Below are 18,809 nucleotides of genomic sequence, written 5' to 3' on the forward strand. Positions count from 1 at the left end.
TAAGCGCACGGTGCGCTTACAGCGATTATCCGGCGGTTGATGGACTCGAAAGAAGGCCGTAAGCGCAAATGTATTCTTACAGCAGGTGAGTAACATTGGTTGGCGTTCTATAAGCACGCGGGTGTGCTTATAGAACGGGATGTGAATCTTAATCATCTAGAAGGCGTCCATTATCATGCCATTGACCGTACATTTTATTTTCTTTTGTGTTTGCAATGAATTTGTCTAATCGACTCTCAAACAGCTCGGGCTGATTTTTATTGCTTTGTATCGTGTCGATCCGAATTTTCTTATAAAGAGGTGGAAATGCCAAAAAGTTCTCGTATACAAGTCTTTCCTCTTTTAGCCGCTGCTCGATAATAGGATCTATTTTAAAAGAGTCGAGGTCCATGTCAGGAAGCACCTTTCTTCCTTCATCGCTCATCGGCCCTAGCTTTTCCAGTCGGCGGACGCGTTCTTTATTCAATTCTGTCCAAGAACTTCTTTTATTTCGAGGAGACAGTCTTTGTGCCACCTCGGTTTCGGATACTTTCTTTTTAACGCTGTCGATCCATCCAAAGCATAATGATTCTTCCACAGCATCCAAGTAGAGCAGCGTATCCGGGTTTGGTGTCATACTAACAACGACCCAGCAAAATTTTTCGGTCTTGCCATTCTCCTGCAGCCAGCCTCTCAAATCTTCTCTCGCTCGTACTGTAATTAAATTTTCAATTTCCATAGACAAAAAAATTCTCCTTTCTAGGTATGGAGAGTAATAAGATACATTATAGAGCCTATGAGCCTAGTTCATGTCAATTGATGAGCATAAGGGTAATGATACATACCTCCATAATAGCAAAGGCGGCTTATGTCTAGCATGAAATGGCGACTAGGCCACTGTCGTTACGAATCATCCGCACGGCGCGCGCCTCCAGGCGCGCAGTCATCCGTCGGCGGTCAAACCTCGCCGCAAACAAATAGTCCTGTAATGAAAATTGGAGCTAACTTCTCGTCTGCTGAACATTCTCTTCCTCGTGCAATAGCATAAATTAGTACCGAATGATTGGACATTCGTAACGTCTCCATTTGACTATTCACGCATTTAATTTTGTTGCTGTTGCAATCATAATAAAAAAAGCATGACAACTGTCTGTCATACTTCTTCCTATCGTTTGAGTATATTTTGAAGCTGTTCTTTTCATATGCCTCTTAGTGTAAGAGGTTCGAGGACCTCGGCGCCGCTGCCGAAACTCAGCAGAATGGAGCGAAACCAGCGTGCCTCTAATAGCTTGTAGACTGGAATTCGCATCAGCACACTTCCATCGGCTAGAAATTGCTTATCAATCTGGTGAAATGGATCCATAGCTTCTGCGAGAGCCTCGGGTCCCATATCTTCACCGAATACGGTTGTACGGGCTGTTTTCATGCGACATTGAACGAGTGCGAAAGGGGGCTGTAAGAACATATATGCTTTTGCAGCATGGGAGTAACCGGTTTTTGTGTGCTGTAAGCAACCAGGTGTGCTTACAGCGATGATTGGCGATTAATCAGCCAGGAAAAGCGACTCCATGGAGAAGGCGGTTCGGAAGCGGAGGCTCTCAACGGGATCGCGGAGATCGCGGCCAGTGAGCCTCTCGCATTTGTCCAATCGGTATGTGACTGTGTTGCGGTGGACGAATAGCTGCTTCGCAGTCTCTGCAAGCTGGCAATGAGTATTGTAGAAGGTGCTCAGTGTCTTAAGTAAATCACTGCGTTCCTTCCCCTCAATGCTCAGTAGGTCCTTGAACGTTTCCTCGTAATACTCCTTAAGCTCTTCTTTGGGTATCAATCGGAGCAGGTTATTGAAGTTTTTGGCGTGGTAGGGCTGTACAAACTGTTTCTTTCTAGCGTCGTATCCTGATTGCAGCGCTTCAACAGCTTCCTTATAGGATAAGGGGATATGGGGAAGCTGCAAGACGGGATTGCCGATACCCATGGAAATCGGAATGCCGTGAAGCTCGCTTAGGCTGCTGACCATTTGCTTCAATTGCTCGATAAACTTGCTTTCTTTGCCGGTTGCAACATCTTGGCTCGCTTGCAAGGCTACAAGAAAACAGAAATATTCGTTTTTGGTGAAGAGAACGAACCGGAGATCCAGCTTCGAGAATTCGCTTTTCAGCAGATTGTAATGGCGATCGCGCTCCGAGATGAATCGGCCGTCGGTCTCCAGGGCACTTGCTGGACGTATGGGGTCAAACGAAGTATCGCGCTTGGCAACAACGGTTATGTAGACGGGATGGCCAAGCAGTTCGTAGTTTTTGCTGCGGTGAATAAGCTCTTGCTCCGATGTAATTAATCCATCCACAAAGTCGGAAAAAAACTCGTTTTTGTAGCGCCGTGAACGTTCCTTGACCGCTTGCTTCTTCATAAGCTCAAGTCCGATGACATTGGTTGCCTGCTCCATAGCATGCTTCGTTAAATTGCTGAAATGTTTGCTGATATCGCTGGTTAGCGCAATTAAAAAGCCTTCAAGCTGGAAGGTGGCAATCGGATGCAGTTCGGCGATCGAATAGAGCGTTCCTTTAAAAGTCGGTGTTGGAAGCGCGATTCTGAAGGAGCTGTGCAGCGCAGAGGATGATGCGAACTCTGCTTGCAGCTCGGCTAACAGCTCATGGCAGAGCTCTTCGGTCATGGAGCTTGAGCGAAACAGCAGTCCTCCATGAGAATTCATAAGCATTACGGGTGAGTTGATGAGAAGGGACAGCTCCTCGATCACGTCTTCGGTGCTTTTGCCTTGCATGATCATTTGCGAGAATTGCTTGTGTGTCGTTAATGCGTAATGCAGCTCATCGGTACGTTTCTCCAAAATATGGCTAAGTGAGTAGTTGGATATATCACCCAACGACTGCTCCAGAGAAAGCTCGATTATCGGAAACTGCAGCCGTTCCGCGCATTGCAGCACATCCTCAGGAACCTCTTGCAGAAAACGCTTGGTTTTAATGGCAAGTCCGGCACAGCCGACCTTGGCCATATTGGTTACGAGCGACAATAAGGCATCGGGCTGGTCCTTCATCGCATATCCGGTTGTAAGCAGCAGCTCCTGCGGCTTCAAATAATGAATAATATCAGGAGCGTCCATGATGTTGACCGATTGGACGCTGTTTGTCATGCCCTTATGTCCGGCAACCACCTTCGCATTCGCATAAATAGGGAGAGAAATAAGCTCTTTCAGAAGCATGACAGCACCACCAATGAATTTTATGTTAGATTTTATGACATCAATATATCACTTATGCCGCAGGGTGTAAATGTATGTTTGTTTAGGATACTCAATGAATATGGGATATTTTTAGCTATGATGCACAATGACAAGAGAAGGAAAACCAATTATGATGTAGCTATACATCACCGATACATGTTATAAAAGCTAACAACAAAATGGATTGGGGTTGGGGAAATGAAATTGGTTGTGAATCAAGTAGGGAAGAGTTTCGGCACAAGAACGATACTGAAGAACGTAGATCTTACGGTGGACTCACAAGAGTTTATATGCATACTTGGCCATAGCGGATGCGGCAAATCGACGCTGTTAAATATGATTGCAGGATACCTTCTTCCGGATGACGGCTCCATAAGGGTAGACGGGGGAGAGATTAAAGGACCATCCAAATCAAGAGGGATGGTGTTTCAGGATCATGCTCTTTTCCCGTGGATGACGATCAAGGACAACATCGCTTTCGGACCAGAGGTGCAAAAGATGCCGAAGGTGAAGGCGAAGGAGACGGCAATGGAGTTTCTGAAGCTGGTTGGGCTGGAGCAGTATGCGAACCATTATCCTGGCGAACTGTCCGGCGGAATGAAGCAGCGGGTTGGTATCGCGAGGGCGCTTGCAAGCAAGCCGGACATCCTCCTCATGGATGAGCCGTTCGGCGCACTGGACGTGCTGACAAGGGAGACGATGCGGGTGGAGCTTCAGAAAATATGCAGTCAGCTTAAGCCGACAATTCTGTTCGTTACGCACAGTATTAGCGAAGCGGTGTACCTCGCTGACCGCGTTGTAGTCATGAAACATGGCGAGATTGCAGAGATCTTCGATGTTGGCATTAAGCATCCACGCTCCTCGCATTCTGCGGGCTTTGGCGAAATGATGAGCCGTATCGAACGCGTGCTCATGGACGAAGAACATCTGGAGCTAGCGCAAGCAAAGGTGGGATCGTAATGAACGGTGCGAATTTATCTACCGTAAAGGAAGCGGGCGCTGGTGTTCAAGCGATATCGTCAGCGCCGGTTGTGAGCAAGCAGGCACGAAGCAAACGCCCATCTGCCATTAGCCGTTTTTTTCAGAAATACAACATACTCCCGTCCATCTTATTTTTCGTTTTCTGGGAATTATTCTCGCAGGTAAACGAAACGGCTAAGTTTTTTAATCCGAACTTCCTGCCCGCGCCGTCGGTCTTGCTGTCCGAGGGCTGGGAGCTGGCGAAGACGGGCATTATTACGGACAGCCTGATCTCCAGTACGATCCGGATTGCGCTCGGTTTTGTCATCGGAAGCGCAGCTGCTGTATTGCTCGGCGTCATCATGAGCAAGTTCAAGACGGTGGAGCGCTGGTTTTCCCCGATTCTGAATCTGGTCGGTCCAATCCCGACGCTGGCGCTTCTGCCTTTGTTCATTATCTGGTTCGGAATCGGAGAGTTTCCGAAGGTGCTGCTTATCGCGTGGACGACGTTTATTCCGGTATTGGTCTACACGCTGGACGGTTTTAAATCCGTACCGTCGACACTCATTCGTTCGGCGCTTAGCCTGGGAGCGTCGGAGCGGCAGATTTTCACGAGAGTCATGCTGCCGTCGGCCATTCCGAATTTTCTCGTAGGCGCGCAAGTGAGTCTGGGCTTGTCTTTCTCGGCTCTTATCGTCTCGGAGATGATGGGTGCCAAATCGGGACTTGGCTATATTATCGTGGATGCCCGGAACTATTTCAAAATATCGAATATGTTCATTGCCATCATTCTGATCGGCTTGGAATACAGCTTGTTCTCCTATCTGTTGAAGCTTGTTGAGAGGAGGGTCATGGCTTGGCGCAAAGGCGGGCTTCGAGATGCCATCGAGAAGTAACGCTCTATGCAAGGCTGGCGGATGACGAGGGAAACGGCATGATCTCATAAACTACAAAGAGAAAAGTGGAGGGAATACCTATGAAGAAGTCCGGAAATTGGTTCAAATCTGCAATTGTACTTACGTCGTTAACCTTTGTGCTCGCTGCCTGTGGCGGCAACAACAATGCGCCAGCAGCCGTGAATGAAGGTGCGGCATCGAATGCGCCATCCTCTACAGAGCTTGAAATGGCCGATCTTACATTGGTTGGCGTTCGTGACGCTCAAATTTCTTCGCAGCAGATCATTGCCGACAAGCTGGGCTATTTTAAGGAAGAAGGGCTTAACGTAACGAGCCAGCTCATCGAAAGCGGACCCGACATTGGACCGATGGTTGCTGGAGGCAGCGCGCCGGTAAGCATTCAAACGAACTTCATGGACATCATTCTTAAATCCACGGATATTCCGGTCAAAATCATTGCCCCGCTTGCTCAAATCGCCGGTACACAAGCGGTTGTCGGTTCAAGCAAGCTGGAGCTGAAGAGCGCAAAGGATCTTGAAGGCAAAACGATCGGAATTCCTAGCGGCGCCGACGTTACGATTGCAATCAATAACATGGCCAAAGAGCTTGGCGTAGACGCCAGCAAAATCAAATATGTCAACCTAGCTCCAAGTGATGCGGTCGTTGCTTTGGAAAAAGGCGACATCGACGCATTGGCTGCTTGGGAGCCGTTCATTACGAAAGCGATCCAAGGCGGCGGCAAATTCCTCTTTAGCGGAACGAAAAGCGAACTTCCTGACAAACAAGGTGATGTAAACTGGATGAGCGTGCATACGACGATCCAGGTTTCGGATGAGTTTCTTGCCAAAAACCCAAACACTTTGAAAGCTGTTTTGCGCGCTTTGAAAAAAGCGACAGATTACATCAATGACAATCGTGAGGAAGCGATCAAGACCCTTGCTCCTGAATTGCATCTGACGGTGGAAGAATTGACGCAAATCATGTCCCGCAACGTGTATTCCATGGAAGTGGGCGACACCTACGTGAACGGAAGCAACGGCCCTGCTGTCGGCGAGTACTTGAAGTCGGTAGGCAACATCAAATCGATTCCGGCTCCTGCGACCTACCATGACTTCAGTTTGTTGAAGGAAGTAGACGCAAGCCTGATCGTGACCGAGCTGAAATAGGGCGTGCATGTATGATCGTGACTAATCAGAAAGCGTTAATGCGACCGGCAAGTGAGGCGAAGGCTGCTGGTTAATGGTTTGCGATCCTATAATTGAAGCTAACAAATCGGGCCGCGGACCTCGTTGTCTGCGGCCTTTCTTGTTTGTTCTCTAGAAGGGGAAGCTTGACCGTCAAAGTGGCCATAAGCTCATTGCTCGTGAGTGGTGATAACGCTCATGGGTTATGAGGTTGTACTCACTAAAAGTATACAAAACTGGCCGACAAAAAAAGTATCGGCAGCTTCACTATTTGATGGTAGTTGCTCATAAGCTTCAACAGAGGCCGAGCGCGTATTGCGTGCAGGAACAATGATTGCCCCATGAAAGGCGGAGAGTGAAATGACGGGAAATGAAAAGCTTGATTTGATCATAAAAAACGGCAGCATTGTGTTGAAGGACGAAGTGAGGATGCTGGATATCGGCATCAAAAACGGGAAAATCATTCAGCTTGGAGAAGGGTTGAACGGCGAGCTCGCAGAAGAAACGCTTGATGCCTCGGGTCTCACCGTCATGGCGGGCATGATCGACGTTCATGTTCATTTGAATGAACCCGGCTTAGGCGAATGGGAAGGCTTCGTGACAGGCTCGGCTGCCCTGGCTGCAGGCGGCTGCACGACTTATATCGATATGCCGCTTAACGGCATTCCGCCTACGGTTACGGTAAGCGCCATGCAGCAGAAGCTTGCATCTGCCAAGGACCGATCCTATGTGGATTACGCCATTTGGGGCGGGCTTGTTCCTGGGAAACTGCATGAGCTTATTCCGCTGCATGAAGCGGGAGTCGTCGGTTTCAAAGCGTTTATGTCATCGCCAGGCGATCCAAGCGAGGATGCCTTCCGCGAAGTGGATGATTACACGCTGCTTGAGGGCATGAAAATCATTGCAAGCGTGGGCAAAGTACTTGCACTTCATGCGGAAAGTGAGCCGATTGTGTCGAAGCTTGGCCGGGATATGAGAGAAACGGGACGTTTGTCGCCAAGCGATTATGTCGCTTCAAGACCGATCGTAGCCGAGCTGGAAGCGATCAACCGTGCGCTTTTTTATGCGGAGCAGACCGGGTGCGCCTTGCATTTCGTGCATATCAGCAGCGAGGCTGGCGTTCATTCCATTTTGAAGGCGCGTGAGAGAGGGTTGGATGTAACAGTGGAAACCTGCCCGCACTATTTGGCTTTGACATCGGCGGATTTAGAAACGAAGGGAGCGGTTGCCAAATGTTCGCCGCCGCTGCGCGATGCTGTTGAGCGGGGTAAACTGTGGGATGCCGTCGGAAAGGGACAGTTTGATATGATTTCGTCAGACCATTCACCTTGCCCGGTCTCGATGAAGGTGGCAGACAACTTCTTCGATGCTTGGGGAGGCATTGCTGGGGCGCAAAGCTCTGTAGAGCTCATTGTTGGAGAGGGGTATGTAAAAAGGGGGCTGCCGCTCACTTTGCTAACCGATCTGCTTTCAGGTGGGCCGGCAAGGAGGTTTGGTCTTCAGGAGACGAAGGGCGAGATCAGAATTGGCTTAGACGCGGATCTTGTTTTGCTTGATTTGAAACAGACCTATGTATTGGAAGAGAGTCATTTGTATCAAAAGCATAAACACAGCCCCTACCTAGGGGAAGAGCTGCATTGCCGAGTCAAGGCGACTTACCTGCGGGGGCAGGCGGTATATGGAGAGAATGCTGGATTAAGTGAAATGATGCGTGGACAATGGGTTAACTAGATTCGGCAGGAGAGATAGGAGGAGCAGCTATGGAGCGAAATGTACGTCTCTCACCGCAAGATAAGGAACAGATGCTGTCTTATTTCGAAGCAGAGGTTATGCAGGTGCTGAACTGGTTGGCAGCATTCAGTCCGGATGAAGAAGGCGGCATTACGCGGTTGCTTTATACAGACGGCTGGCTGGAGACGCAGCAGGCATTAGCGGTCAAAATGGCAAGCTACGGCTTGTCGACTTCATTTGATAACGTAGGCAACTTATTTGGAAAATTACAAGGCGAGGATATGGATGCGCCTTCTATTATAACAGGCTCGCATATCGATACCGTTGTGCAAGGCGGTATGTATGACGGAGCTTACGGTATTGCGGCGGGCCTGCTTGCGCTTGATTACTTGCATAAGCACTATGGAAAGCCGAAGAGGACGCTGGAGCTAGTTTCTCTGTGCGAGGAGGAAGGCAGCCGATTTCCCATGGCATACTGGGGCTCCGGGAGCATTGTAGGCAAACGGAATTTTGAGCAAATTGTTCATTTGCAGGATTCCTATGAGGTGTTTTTCGCGGATGCAATGCAGCGCTGCGGCTTTGGTGAGGGGACGGCAAGAGACAGTCGCCGCCATGATATCGGTGCCTTTATTGAGGTTCATATCGAGCAAGGGGCAGTGCTTGAGAAGGAAGGTATTGCGATCGGGGTGGTAGATACGATTGCGGGCCAGAGGAGGTTGAAGTTCGAGGTTGTCGGTGAATCCAACCATGCGGGAACGACGCCGATGCATATGCGCAGAGATGCGTTGGAGGGCGTCAGTATGATGATTCAGACGCTGCGCCAAGAGACCATTCGTATAGGCTCCCCGCTCGTGGCGACGGTTGGCAGGCTGCAGGTACAGCCGAATGTGCCGAACGTCGTACCGGGCAAGGTTATATTTACGGTAGACGCACGGCATGCTGACGAGGCGGCGCTTGATTGCTTTTGTCGCTGGGTACTTGGGGCATTTGCTTCGATTGCAGCTGACAGGCAGCTTGAGCTGCATGGCACGGAATGGTTTCGCGAGGAACCGGTGCCGATGAATGAACGGCTGAAGCAGCAATTGGATGCTGTGTGCGGCGAGCTGTCGATTTCCTCAAAGCGGATGATCAGCGGGGCTGGGCATGATGCGCAGATGTTCGAGCATATTTGCCCGACGGCCATGCTGTTCGTGCCAAGCAGACGGGGAATCTCGCATTCGCCGGAGGAATATACGGAGCCGAGCGAGCTCGCGGTCGGCGTGCTCGTCTTGACGGAGCTGCTCTATCGATTAGGCTATGAGGGGGAAGAGCTATGAAGGCGTATAAAGATTTGGCGCCATCGCCGCGTACGATTATGACGCCCGGCCCGGTCGAGGTCGATCCGCGCGTGCTGCGAGCGATGTCCTATCCGATACTCGGACAATTTGATCCGGAGTTTACGGCTTTAATGAATGAAACGATGAGTATGCTGCGGCTGCTCTTCAAGACGGAGAATGAATGGGCTTTCCCGGTAGATGGAACGTCGAGGTCGGGCATCGAGGCTGTGCTTGTCGGTATCATTGAACCCGGTGACAAGGTGCTTGTGCCCATTTACGGGAGGTTTGGGCATTTGCTGACGGAAATCGCCGGTCGCTGCGGTGCCGAAGTCGTGAAGTTGGAAACGGAATGGGGCACCGTGTTCACTGAGGAAGAAATCGTCAGCGCGATAAGGGAGCATCAGCCGAAGCTCGTAGCTCTTGTCCATGGGGAGACTTCGACTGGACGAATACAGCCGTTAGCTGGGATTGGGCAGGCATGCAGGGAAACGAATGCGCTGTTTGTCGTTGATGCGGTTGCTACAATAGGCGGCATTGAGGTAGCTACGGACCAGTTGCTTATTGATGCAGTAATCGGCGGCACGCAGAAATGCTTGTCCGTGCCGGCCGGCATGGCACCCATTACGTACAACAAAAGGGCGGAGGCGAAGCTGCAAAGCCGCAAACGAATTGAGAGGGGGCTGCTGCTAGCGGATGGCGATGATGATCCGCTGCTGCGGCCGATCCAGAGCAACTATCTAGACCTGAGCCAGCTTCAGGACTATTGGAGCCCAGCGCGGCTGAACCACCATACGGAAGCGACGTCCATGCTTTATGCGCTTCGCGAGGGATTGAGGCTTGTGCTGGAAGAGGGTTTGGATGAGCGTTTTGCGCGGCACCGCGAGCATGAAGGCGCGTTGATCGCCGGGTTGGAGGCGATGGGGCTTCGGCTGTATGGCGATCCATCCTGCAAAATGACCGTCGTCACCTGTATCGAGATACCTGCCGGAGTAGATGGAGAGTCGGTCCGTTCCATGCTGCTGGACCATTACGGCATCGAAATCGCCAGCTCTTTCGGCCCGCTGAAAGGGAAAATTTGGCGCATCGGCACAATGGGCTACAGCTGCAGCAAGCGCAACGTGCTGCTTACGTTAGGCGCGCTCGAAGCCGTGTTGCTGCGCCACGGACACTCGCTGGAAGCAGGCAAGGCGCTGCAAGCGGCGATGGACGTTTACGGGATGTAGCTGCAGTAGTAGTTGTAGTAGTAGTTGTAGTAGTAGTAGTTGTTGTTGTTGTTGTTGTTGTTGGAGCCCGCTCAATCTTTCAGAGATGAGCGGGCTTTGCTTGCTGACTGGCTAGCCAGCCAGCTAGTATGCTAGCCAATGGACTGACGAACCAGCTAATAACCGATCACTTTGGCGTACATTGCACTTTGTGCAATAGAATCGCGTAAAAAAGGCAATTTGCCAGACTACGTTGCATAAAGTGCAACAGAAACAGTCATAGGAGCGAGATAGGGGCCTCAAAAGTGCCTTTCTATTGCAGAAACTGCAACGTAGCAAGGACGTGGTTAGTTAAACGACGATTAGAGTGTACAGAGTGCAACGTAGCAAGGGTGGTCGGATGGAGGGAGTTCTAGTAACCAACCAACCAACCAACCACCCACCAAAAACCAACCAACCAACCAACCAAAAGCCAAAAACTAACAACCAACCACGGCGATGTACATTGCACTTTGTGCAATGTAATCGCGTAAAAAAGGCAATTTGCCAGGCTACGTTGCAGAAAGTGCAACAGAAACAGTCATAGGAGTGAGATATGAGCCGCAAAAGTGCCTTTCTATTGCAGAAACTGCAATGTAGCAAGGGCGTGGTTAGTTAAACGACGATTAGAGTGTACAAAGTGCAACGTAGCAGGGGATGGTCGGATGGAGGGAGTTCTAGTAACCAACCAAAAACTAAAAACCAACCAACCACCAACCACCAACCACCAACCACCAACCAACCACCAAAAACCAACCAACCAATCACGGCGATGTACATTGCACTTTGTGCAATGTAATCGCGTAAAAAAGGCAATTTGCCAGGCTACGTTGCAGAAAGTGCAACAGAAACAGTCATAGGAGTGAGATATGAGCCGCAAAAGTGCCTTTCTATTGCAGAAACTGCAATGTAGCAAGGGCGTGGTTAGTTAAACGACGATTAGAGTGTACAAAGTGCAACGTAGCAGGGGATGGTCGGATGGAGGGAGTTCTAGTAACCAACCAAAAACTAAAAACCAACCACCAACCACCAACCAACCACCAAAAACCAACCAACCAATCACGGCGATGTACATTGCACTTTGTGCAATGTAATCGCGTAAAAAAGGCAATTTGCCAGGCTACGTTGCATAATGTGCAACAGAAACAGTCATACGAGCGAGATAAGGGCCTCAAAAGTGCCTTTCTATTGCAGAAACTGCAACGTAGCAAAGGCGTGGTTAGTTATATGACAATTAGAGTGTACAAAGTGCAACGTAGCAAGGGTGGTCAGATGGCGGGAGTTCTAGTAACCAACCATAAGCCAAAAACTAACAACCACCAACCAACCACCAAAAACCAACCAACCACCAATCACCAAAAACCAATCACCAAAAACCAAAAACCAAAAAAAACCAAAAAACCACCAACCACCAACCACCAACCACCAACCACCAACCAACCAACCAACCAACCAATCACGGCGATGTACATTGCACTTTGTGCAATGTAATCGCGTAAAAAAAGCAATTTGCCAGGCTGCGTTGCAGAAAGTGCAACAGAAACAGTCATAGGAGTGAGATATGAGCCGCAAAAGTGCCTTTCTATTGCAGAAACTGCAACGTAGCAAGGGCGTGGTTAGTTAAACGACGAATAGAGTGTACAAAGTGCAACGTAGTTAGGAGGCGAATGAAGAGGCAGCTGTGGTGACAAGGTTCTTCATTTATTAATTAATCAACGCAAAGTTGCTGCGCAACTGCGGGAAATTGGGCTGCTTCAGCGCGAGATCTGATGGTGAAGCACGGTTGAGTGTGTTGTGAGACCCCCAACAAAAAAGAACGCCTGAATGCCTGATGGGCATACGGGCGTTCTTCATCTTGTTTAATGCTCTGATTTTGCTCATCTACTTTTATATGCTTATATGCATATCTGCTTGTATATGCTTATATGCTCATAGGCTCATCTGAGCATTGATTAATTATTGATATAACGCTCGAATATCGCACCGAAATCCTTCACTCGGTACTGCTTGTGCGTGTTTACGAGCCAGTTGAAGGCAGATTTGTTCAAGCCGTCGAATTGCTCAACAACGTTGAAGTCGCCTTTGTGAATTTGCTGTAAGGTAGTGGACGCAAGATCAAGACTGCGTCTTGCATATTCAAGCGAGATTTCGTTCTCGCGCGTAATTTCAGAAATTTTGATGAGTGCCTTGTACAGGTCTTTAAGCTCCTCGATATGCTTCTTGTTCACGTCAATCGAGAACGGCACGGAGCCAATGGTGAACTTGATCTCAACGTCGAGATCAACTGTCCCCGCTGTTTCCAGCGCAACCTGCGCAATTTGATGGGCGCTGTACGAATAACGTTTAAGCGTACGTTTTTTGCTGAGGGCGCTTGTGCCGTCCAGGTGGATAAGCGCGATATTCGTAAAACAGTATTCGTCGGATTTCGATTTGATCAGGAAATAGATCTTCTCGTTATCCTCATGCATCACGTAGTCGTCAGAATCCGCTTTGCTGAAATCTGCCGGCTTGATAATCGCGCCAATATCGCTTAGTCCAAGCGCGTCTGCAGCTAATTTTCCAAACATCGTACCATTCCTTTCGTCATGCCAATGATTTCATACTTACTCATTATATATTAGAAATTGCCAAATATGATGGTTCGTTTGTAGGAATTAAACACTTCCAAATGGATAAAATACGAAAATTTCAGCAAACTGAGGAAAGGCGTTTACGCTGCAGGGAGGATATTAAGGTGAAGATTGGAGTGCTGTTCCTTTGAGTGAAAAACAACAAGCGCCAAGCTCTCTGCGCAGAGGGCTGAAGGCACGGCATATGACGATGATATCCTTAGGAGGCTCCATCGGTACAGGGCTTTTTCTCGCAAGCGGCGGGGCTATCCACTCTGCCGGTCCGGGTGGAGCGGTGCTGGCTTACGCCTTAATCGGGTTAATGGTCTATTTCCTGATGACAAGCTTAGGAGAAATGGCCACCTATATGCCTGTATCGGGAACGTTCAGCACTTATGCGACGCGGTTTGTAGATCCTTCACTCGGTTTTGCACTTGGGTGGAATTATTGGTATAACTGGGCGATTACGATCGCTGCGGAGTTGTCTGCGGCAACGCTGATCATGAAGTTTTGGTTTCCGAACAGCCCCTCTATACTATGGAGCGCACTGTTTCTTTTGTTCATGCTTGGACTTAACATGCTATCGGTGAAAGGATATGGCGAGTCCGAGTACTGGTTCGCGATGATTAAGATCGTCACCGTCATTATTTTTATCGCGATCGGCTTAATGATGGTTATCGGCATCTGGAATGGAAAGGCGGTCGGTGTAAAGAATTTGACTGAAAATCCTTTTCCGGCGGGCTTCTTAGCTACGCTAGGCGTGTTTATGGCAGCAGGATTCTCTTTCCAAGGCACGGAATTAATCGGTGTAACCGCAGGTGAGAGCGAGAACCCGCGTGAAAATATTCCGCGAGCGATCCGTTCGATATTTTGGCGCATTCTGCTGTTCTACATCCTTGCCATTCTCCTAATCGGTATGTTAATTCCATACTCGAGCGAGCAGCTTGCAAGCAGTGATATTGCAACGAGTCCTTTTACGATGATTTTCGAAAAGGCAGGGCTGGCGGTTGCCGCTTCCATTATGAACGCAGTCATATTGACCTCTGTGCTGTCTGCAGGCAATTCGGGCATGTATGCCTCGACGCGGATGCTCTGGGTGCTTGCCAAGGAAGGCAAAGCTCCTCGCATCCTTGCAAGCCTGAATAAACGAGGCGTACCGGTTGCCGCCTTGCTCGTGACGGGAGCACTTGGGCTGTTGGCATTTCTGGCTTCATTTTTTGGCGACGGAGTTGTGTATGTTTGGCTGCTCAACGCGTCAGGAATGTCTGGCTTCATCGTATGGCTGGGTATTGCGATCAGCCATTACCGTTTTCGTAAAGCCTATATGTATCAAGGACGGAGGCTGGATGAGTTGGCTTATCTCGCCAAGTGGTTTCCCTTCGGTCCTATCCTAGCCATGCTCCTCTGCATCGTGGTGATCGGAGGTCAATTCATAGGGGCTTTGAATGACGGTCGAATTGACTGGGCGTACATTATTGCTTCATATATAGGCATTCCATTGTTCCTTGCTATATTTCTCGGTCATAAGTGGAAGCATCGCACTCGCATGCTTACGCTTGCAGAATGCAATCTAGATCCAGACAATTAAAATTCGAAAGCGGAAAAAGCAATAAAGATCTCTGCTGGCTGAGGCCTGCGGAGATCTTTTGCCACATCAACGATATGTGGAGTTGATGACGCCTATCGAAGGATCTTTAGGAGGATTGGCGAACTCCGAATCAACGGTAAGTGGAACTGATAACTCCTATTCAAAGGTCATTAGAGGAATGGCAAACTCCGGCATGCCAAGCGCATACGCGGTGTACTCATATTGCTCAAAGTTAATGACGATGGCTCCATGTCTTAAGTAGTAAGGGCGGTCAGCCTTAATACCTTCGAAAGGAGCGATTAAGTCGAGCTTTCTCGCTTTGATCTGGTCATTAATGTGTTTATTAATGATGGATACGTAGTTTGTATTGTTGTTCGCGGCTTGCTTCAGAGAGACGGTTTCACCGGTACTCAAATCGAACGTATACGGTACGCGTATCGTTGATCCATGGGCACCGCCGAGATCAATATAATAGTCTACGTAGAGGCTTAAATAGTCGTTTTCATTATACGTAATCGTATAGGTAGCCTCATACGCAACGGGAGGATAGTCCACGCCTGGATTATCGGCCTGCCATTTCTTATTGTCTTGGATCGCCTTGGTGAGGCTTTCCTGAGCGGAGACAGAGAAGGTTTCGGCTTCCTTTTTCAAGTAAGCATTCACTTTGTCCTCAGCTTCCTCGTTCTTATAGCCCGAGATCACCGGATAATGGATGACGAGTGATTGTGACTCGTTCACCTCGCTGATCGTTTTACTGGCGATGGTCAGCTTATTCTCATCAATGGTTTGAATGCCGATGGTACGCGTAGGCGCGTCATAGGAAATCGTGTAGCCCATCCTCTCTAGTAGAAAGCGGAGCGGGATATAAGTTGACCCGTTGGACAGGATGGACATGCTTCCGTAAACGGGCTGGCCGTTCAGTTCGTAGGTTCCCTTGTCTGGAGATGCGATGAATACTCGATTGCGTCCAATAACGATGGCGGTTCTTGCTTTGGCATCCCAGCTAGTCGCCAGACCAAGCTTCTCGTTAAGCGCGCGGAGGCTGATGTACGTTTCTCCGTCGACGATGGCTGTAGGCACGGTTGTGCGCATGCCGTCTATAACGAAGGGCTGAGGTACAACGTTCAGCGTGGACTCGGCGGCAGCCGCTGTTCCTCCGCCATGAAGAATGCCGGTTGCTGGCGTGGATGCGAGGAGTACTGCCGTCACTAAAGCCACAAGCTTTCGGTTTCGTTTTGATGCTTTATTCCAATGAGAGATCGTTAGAGCCATATCTTATTCCTCCTTCGAATGCATGAAGAGCGAGATAGTCACCTGCTTGCTTGCCAATAAAATAAAGAAGCTGTTACAGGTTTTTAACCGTAGAGCAGCTTCTTCAAACGGAAGTTTTATTTATTTTTTCGTAGCAATGGAGAAAATAACCGTTTTGGCAGCCGCATCTATTTGAATGTTTACATTATCGCTGCCGATCAGTTTCTGCTGCGATGCGACCTTGGCGCCTGACTCGACTTTTTTGCAAATATCGTTAAACAGCTCTTTGAAGACGGAGGCATTATAGCCGAACAGCTGGTTGGCGAACTGCTCCACCACCTCTTTGTTCCGTGCGAGCGTGCCTTCTCTCAGCCTCATCGTTATGCCGTACGTATTGTATTGCGGATCGAGCCACACAGCGGCCTCCTCGTCTACTGCCGCAGCGCCGGACGGGCGGTTCAGTACGCTGTCCTTCTCTGCTTGGTCTTTGAATAGACGGAGCGTCGTTTCGTATAGATCATGGTTCGAGCCGCGTAGTTGGCCAGCTTGAATGAGTGCTTCATAGGCATCCCACATTCGTTTGTCCGGGAACACGATGATCTTTTTCCCGCCGCCAAGAGTAGGAACCACGCGCTCCAGCTTTTCGGGAGACACGGTGATTGCCAGTCGTTTCGATTTATCGGTAAGTCGATTCAGTATAACGAGCGATTCCGCGCGGGTAACGGTGTCGCCAACGCCGAAGAAGCCGTTAGGATACCCTTGCATAATGCCTTTCACTAGCGTTTCTGCAATAAATTTCTGCTCGCGCTCCGTTGCGCCCATGATGTCGCCATAAGCTTGAGCCATCTTCTGTCCGAATAGGCCGTCTTCTAAAAATTCGGTTTCCTGCAGCGTGTAATAAACAATCTCGGCCACATTCTCGCGGGTCATATCTGCTTGGAAATCGTTATATCTGGCCTTGTTTAGAAAATGAAGATCGCTGGCTACGTCGATGAATTGCTTGGCCCAATATCCGACAGGGTTCGGTTTGAAATCAAAATATCGGTAGTCCTGCTTTAAAATGGCTTGATTCTCTTCGCTGAGCGATTGAAGGAACGGAAGGTTCCAGCTCCGTGAACCGTTTTGGTGCAGGTCAGTGTACGAAAGAACGAGCATTTTGATGAATTGGTCCACCTTTACAGGCTCTTGTGGTCGGAAGGTCCCGTCGGGATATCCGTCTAAAATCCCTTGTTTTACCAAATCGGCAATCGTTTTCTCCGCCCAATGGCCTTTAATATCCTTGAATACCGGCGCTGAGGCTGCTGCCGTTGCCTGATCATTCGTGAATGTGCTTGAAAAAGCGATCCCGAGAATGGTGATCATCACTGCGATTAAAGCGAAACGCTTCATAAAAATATCCCCCTAATTTATAAAAAACGATATATTCCGACATTCTCTAGATAACCACATATATGCGTTATTGAGAATGGGCTTAATGGCATAGTGAAGATGTGCGGTGTAGTTCTAAATGCTGTGAGTCTTTATGTGGATTGTGGTTTCGAGAAGTGGGGGGTATGGATTCCGTACGTTTTTGATGGGGCTGGCATATGAAAAAAAGCTGCCTAGGCAGCTTTTTGTTCGTATATAAGAATTTATATGTAATCACACATAAATGTGCTTATCTATCTCCGCGAAACGACTGCTTTTGCCACGGAGGACGGCGACAGCCGTTTACGCTTGGTTGCAGCATACAGTGGTATTATTAGGGGAGCGGCTTATAAAAATGATAAGCAACAATATCCATTCTTTTATTCAAATAGAAACGATGGGCATCATGCCGCTGGACGCCGGAGTCCAAATGGAATTGCTCGCAGCCATTGGCAGCCGCTTCCGCTTCGAGCCAGTCGAATAGCAGCTTGGCATAGCCGTTGGAACGACTGCCCGCATCGGTGATCAGGTCGTCGACATAAAAATATTTGCCCCATGCCAGCGATTCATTAATCCGATATCCGGCTGCGGACTTGGCCTCGCCATCCACGATGGCGGCGACGAGGGCATAGCCGTGCTGGGCTTGCATCCGTTTTACTTTTGCCAAATAATCTTCTTTGGTTAAATGAGGGCGAAGCTGCTGGATTAACGGGAATGCGCCGAGAATTTGCTCATCAGTAGTTAGCTTCACGATGTCTGACATTTGAATTCCTCCCCATAGGTAATAAGAAGAGGCTGCTCTGAAGGGTGTTGAACCTTCAAGAACAGCCTCGCTGCTGCTGCGTTGTTAAGCTTAGTCAAGAACAGCGGTGATATGTGCTTTCGTGATGGACCAGTGAGTAGCGGACCATACTTTTTCTTTTTTGTCGATATACATGATTTGCGGCGATTCATGCTTCACGGATGTATCTTCAGCAATTTGGTTGGAAACGGGACGGGACTCGATTACTTTCACGAGCACGTAATCAACGTCCTCTCTCGGCTTGCCGTCCAGGTATTGGTTAAACTCTGTATAAGCATTCGCGCTAACCGGACACGTTGTGCTGTGCTTGAATACGACGAGCGGGCGAGTAGCGGAAGCTTCGTAAACGTTATTCCATTCTTCAATGGATGTAATTTCTTTCAAAGTCATCGGGAACACTCCTTATATTCTGCTTTGCAGATGATAGTTACTTACAACTCTATATGTATTATAGCTCTTTTTGCCGATTAAAGTCATCTTTGGGCGAGTGGAAAATGAAAGAATGTCGATGAAGCCTGATCGTTCAAACATTCTGTAATAATTACTTGGAAATTAGACAACAACTAAGAAGGCGCCGGATGCGCTGAGCGCCGAGAGATCCTCAATT

Annotated in this window: 15 protein-coding genes and 1 pseudogene; 8 read left to right on the forward strand and 8 right to left on the reverse strand. The window is 48.9% G+C overall.

The window, feature by feature from the left end:
• Positions 1–148: 148 nt before the first annotated feature.
• The 3 genes and pseudogenes from FHS16_RS16135 to FHS16_RS16140 all read right to left on the reverse strand — a co-directional run bounded on the left by FHS16_RS16135 (position 149) and on the right by FHS16_RS16140 (position 3,196).
• Positions 149–718, reverse strand: a complete 570-nt coding sequence (locus FHS16_RS16135; protein ID WP_183564425.1) for a YdeI/OmpD-associated family protein — start codon at positions 716–718, stop codon at positions 149–151.
• 459 nt (positions 719–1,177) lie between these two features.
• Positions 1,178–1,369 (reverse strand): annotated as a pseudogene (locus tag FHS16_RS31780) (WCX domain-containing protein); the annotation flags it as partial.
• A gap of 153 nt (positions 1,370–1,522) precedes the next feature.
• Complete coding sequence (locus FHS16_RS16140) at positions 1,523–3,196, reverse strand: PucR family transcriptional regulator (protein WP_183564428.1); 1,674 nt, start codon at positions 3,194–3,196, stop codon at positions 1,523–1,525.
• A gap of 219 nt (positions 3,197–3,415) precedes the next feature.
• Between FHS16_RS16140 and FHS16_RS16145 the strand changes: the two genes are divergently transcribed.
• The 7 genes from FHS16_RS16145 (at position 3,416) to FHS16_RS16175 (ending at position 12,036) form a co-directional block, all read left to right on the forward strand.
• Positions 3,416–4,177, forward strand: coding sequence for an ABC transporter ATP-binding protein (locus FHS16_RS16145; protein ID WP_183564431.1), 762 nt, complete (start codon positions 3,416–3,418; stop codon positions 4,175–4,177).
• Complete coding sequence (locus FHS16_RS16150; RefSeq protein WP_183564434.1) at positions 4,177–5,073, forward strand: ABC transporter permease; 897 nt, start codon at positions 4,177–4,179, stop codon at positions 5,071–5,073. The genes FHS16_RS16145 and FHS16_RS16150 overlap by 1 nt, the downstream gene beginning before the upstream one ends.
• An 80-nt stretch (positions 5,074–5,153) precedes the next feature.
• Positions 5,154–6,239 carry an ABC transporter substrate-binding protein gene (locus tag FHS16_RS16155; protein ID WP_183564437.1) on the forward strand — a complete coding sequence of 362 codons (1,086 nt, stop codon included), beginning with the start codon at positions 5,154–5,156 and terminating at the stop codon, positions 6,237–6,239.
• 378 nt (positions 6,240–6,617) lie between these two features.
• A complete protein-coding gene (gene allB, locus FHS16_RS16160) occupies positions 6,618–7,988 on the forward strand; it encodes an allantoinase AllB (RefSeq protein ID WP_183564440.1) in 1,371 nt (456 codons plus the stop codon).
• 29 nt (positions 7,989–8,017) lie between these two features.
• The gene (allC, locus tag FHS16_RS16165) at positions 8,018–9,304 is read left to right on the forward strand and encodes an allantoate deiminase (protein ID WP_183564443.1); all 1,287 of its coding nucleotides are present in this window, start codon (positions 8,018–8,020) and stop codon (positions 9,302–9,304) included.
• A complete protein-coding gene (locus FHS16_RS16170) occupies positions 9,301–10,527 on the forward strand; it encodes a (S)-ureidoglycine--glyoxylate transaminase (RefSeq protein ID WP_183564446.1) in 1,227 nt (408 codons plus the stop codon). The genes allC and FHS16_RS16170 overlap by 4 nt, the downstream gene beginning before the upstream one ends.
• A 996-nt stretch (positions 10,528–11,523) precedes the next feature.
• Positions 11,524–12,036 carry a hypothetical protein gene (locus FHS16_RS16175; protein ID WP_183564449.1) on the forward strand — a complete coding sequence of 171 codons (513 nt, stop codon included), beginning with the start codon at positions 11,524–11,526 and terminating at the stop codon, positions 12,034–12,036.
• A 461-nt stretch (positions 12,037–12,497) separates the two neighbouring features.
• Here the strand turns inward: FHS16_RS16175 and FHS16_RS16180 are convergent, their stop codons facing one another.
• Entirely contained in the window at positions 12,498–13,112 is a 615-nt protein-coding gene (locus FHS16_RS16180; RefSeq protein WP_183564453.1) for a PH domain-containing protein, read from the reverse strand.
• A gap of 247 nt (positions 13,113–13,359) precedes the next feature.
• On the opposite strand from FHS16_RS16180, the gene FHS16_RS16185 reads away from it, so the two are divergent.
• A complete protein-coding gene (locus FHS16_RS16185) occupies positions 13,360–14,742 on the forward strand; it encodes an amino acid permease (protein ID WP_183564848.1) in 1,383 nt (460 codons plus the stop codon).
• Between the two features lie 156 nt (positions 14,743–14,898).
• Here FHS16_RS16185 and FHS16_RS16190 read toward each other — a convergent pair whose 3' ends face one another.
• The 4 genes from FHS16_RS16190 to ytxJ form a co-directional block, all read right to left on the reverse strand.
• The gene (locus FHS16_RS16190; protein WP_183564456.1) at positions 14,899–16,014 is read right to left on the reverse strand and encodes a stalk domain-containing protein; all 1,116 of its coding nucleotides are present in this window, start codon (positions 16,012–16,014) and stop codon (positions 14,899–14,901) included.
• Positions 16,015–16,134: 120 nt separating this feature from the next.
• The gene (locus tag FHS16_RS16195) at positions 16,135–17,382 is read right to left on the reverse strand and encodes an S-layer homology domain-containing protein (RefSeq protein WP_183564459.1); all 1,248 of its coding nucleotides are present in this window, start codon (positions 17,380–17,382) and stop codon (positions 16,135–16,137) included.
• Positions 17,383–17,734: 352 nt separating this feature from the next.
• Positions 17,735–18,163, reverse strand: coding sequence for a GNAT family N-acetyltransferase (locus FHS16_RS16200; RefSeq protein ID WP_183564462.1), 429 nt, complete (start codon positions 18,161–18,163; stop codon positions 17,735–17,737).
• Between the two features lie 90 nt (positions 18,164–18,253).
• Complete coding sequence (ytxJ, locus tag FHS16_RS16205) at positions 18,254–18,592, reverse strand: bacillithiol system redox-active protein YtxJ (RefSeq protein ID WP_183564465.1); 339 nt, start codon at positions 18,590–18,592, stop codon at positions 18,254–18,256.
• Positions 18,593–18,809: the final 217 nt, after the last annotated feature.

The sequence above is a fragment of the Paenibacillus endophyticus genome, assembly GCF_014192395.1.
In the GTDB taxonomy this organism is placed as follows: Bacteria; Bacillota; Bacilli; order Paenibacillales; family Paenibacillaceae; genus Pristimantibacillus; species Pristimantibacillus endophyticus.

Excerpts from the sequence above, each read along its gene's own strand:
- FHS16_RS16195 (WP_183564459.1), bottom strand. The coding sequence starts at position 17,382 with ATGAAGCGTTTCGCTTTAATCGCAGTGATGATCACCATTCTCGGGATC.
- FHS16_RS16185 (WP_183564848.1), top strand. The coding sequence starts at position 13,360 with ATGACGATGATATCCTTAGGAGGCTCCATCGGTACAGGGCTTTTTCTC.
- FHS16_RS16200 (WP_183564462.1), bottom strand. The coding sequence starts at position 18,163 with ATGTCAGACATCGTGAAGCTAACTACTGATGAGCAAATTCTCGGCGCA.
- ytxJ (WP_183564465.1), bottom strand. The coding sequence starts at position 18,592 with ATGACTTTGAAAGAAATTACATCCATTGAAGAATGGAATAACGTTTAC.
- FHS16_RS16190 (WP_183564456.1), bottom strand. The coding sequence starts at position 16,014 with ATGGCTCTAACGATCTCTCATTGGAATAAAGCATCAAAACGAAACCGA.
- FHS16_RS16135 (WP_183564425.1), bottom strand. The coding sequence starts at position 718 with ATGGAAATTGAAAATTTAATTACAGTACGAGCGAGAGAAGATTTGAGA.
- allC (WP_183564443.1), top strand. The coding sequence starts at position 8,018 with ATGGAGCGAAATGTACGTCTCTCACCGCAAGATAAGGAACAGATGCTG.
- allB (WP_183564440.1), top strand. The coding sequence starts at position 6,618 with ATGACGGGAAATGAAAAGCTTGATTTGATCATAAAAAACGGCAGCATT.
- FHS16_RS16170 (WP_183564446.1), top strand. The coding sequence starts at position 9,301 with ATGAAGGCGTATAAAGATTTGGCGCCATCGCCGCGTACGATTATGACG.
- FHS16_RS16175 (WP_183564449.1), top strand. The coding sequence starts at position 11,524 with ATGGAGGGAGTTCTAGTAACCAACCAAAAACTAAAAACCAACCACCAA.
- FHS16_RS16140 (WP_183564428.1), bottom strand. The coding sequence starts at position 3,196 with ATGCTTCTGAAAGAGCTTATTTCTCTCCCTATTTATGCGAATGCGAAG.
- FHS16_RS16150 (WP_183564434.1), top strand. The coding sequence starts at position 4,177 with ATGAACGGTGCGAATTTATCTACCGTAAAGGAAGCGGGCGCTGGTGTT.
- FHS16_RS16155 (WP_183564437.1), top strand. The coding sequence starts at position 5,154 with ATGAAGAAGTCCGGAAATTGGTTCAAATCTGCAATTGTACTTACGTCG.
- FHS16_RS16145 (WP_183564431.1), top strand. The coding sequence starts at position 3,416 with ATGAAATTGGTTGTGAATCAAGTAGGGAAGAGTTTCGGCACAAGAACG.
- FHS16_RS16180 (WP_183564453.1), bottom strand. The coding sequence starts at position 13,112 with ATGTTTGGAAAATTAGCTGCAGACGCGCTTGGACTAAGCGATATTGGC.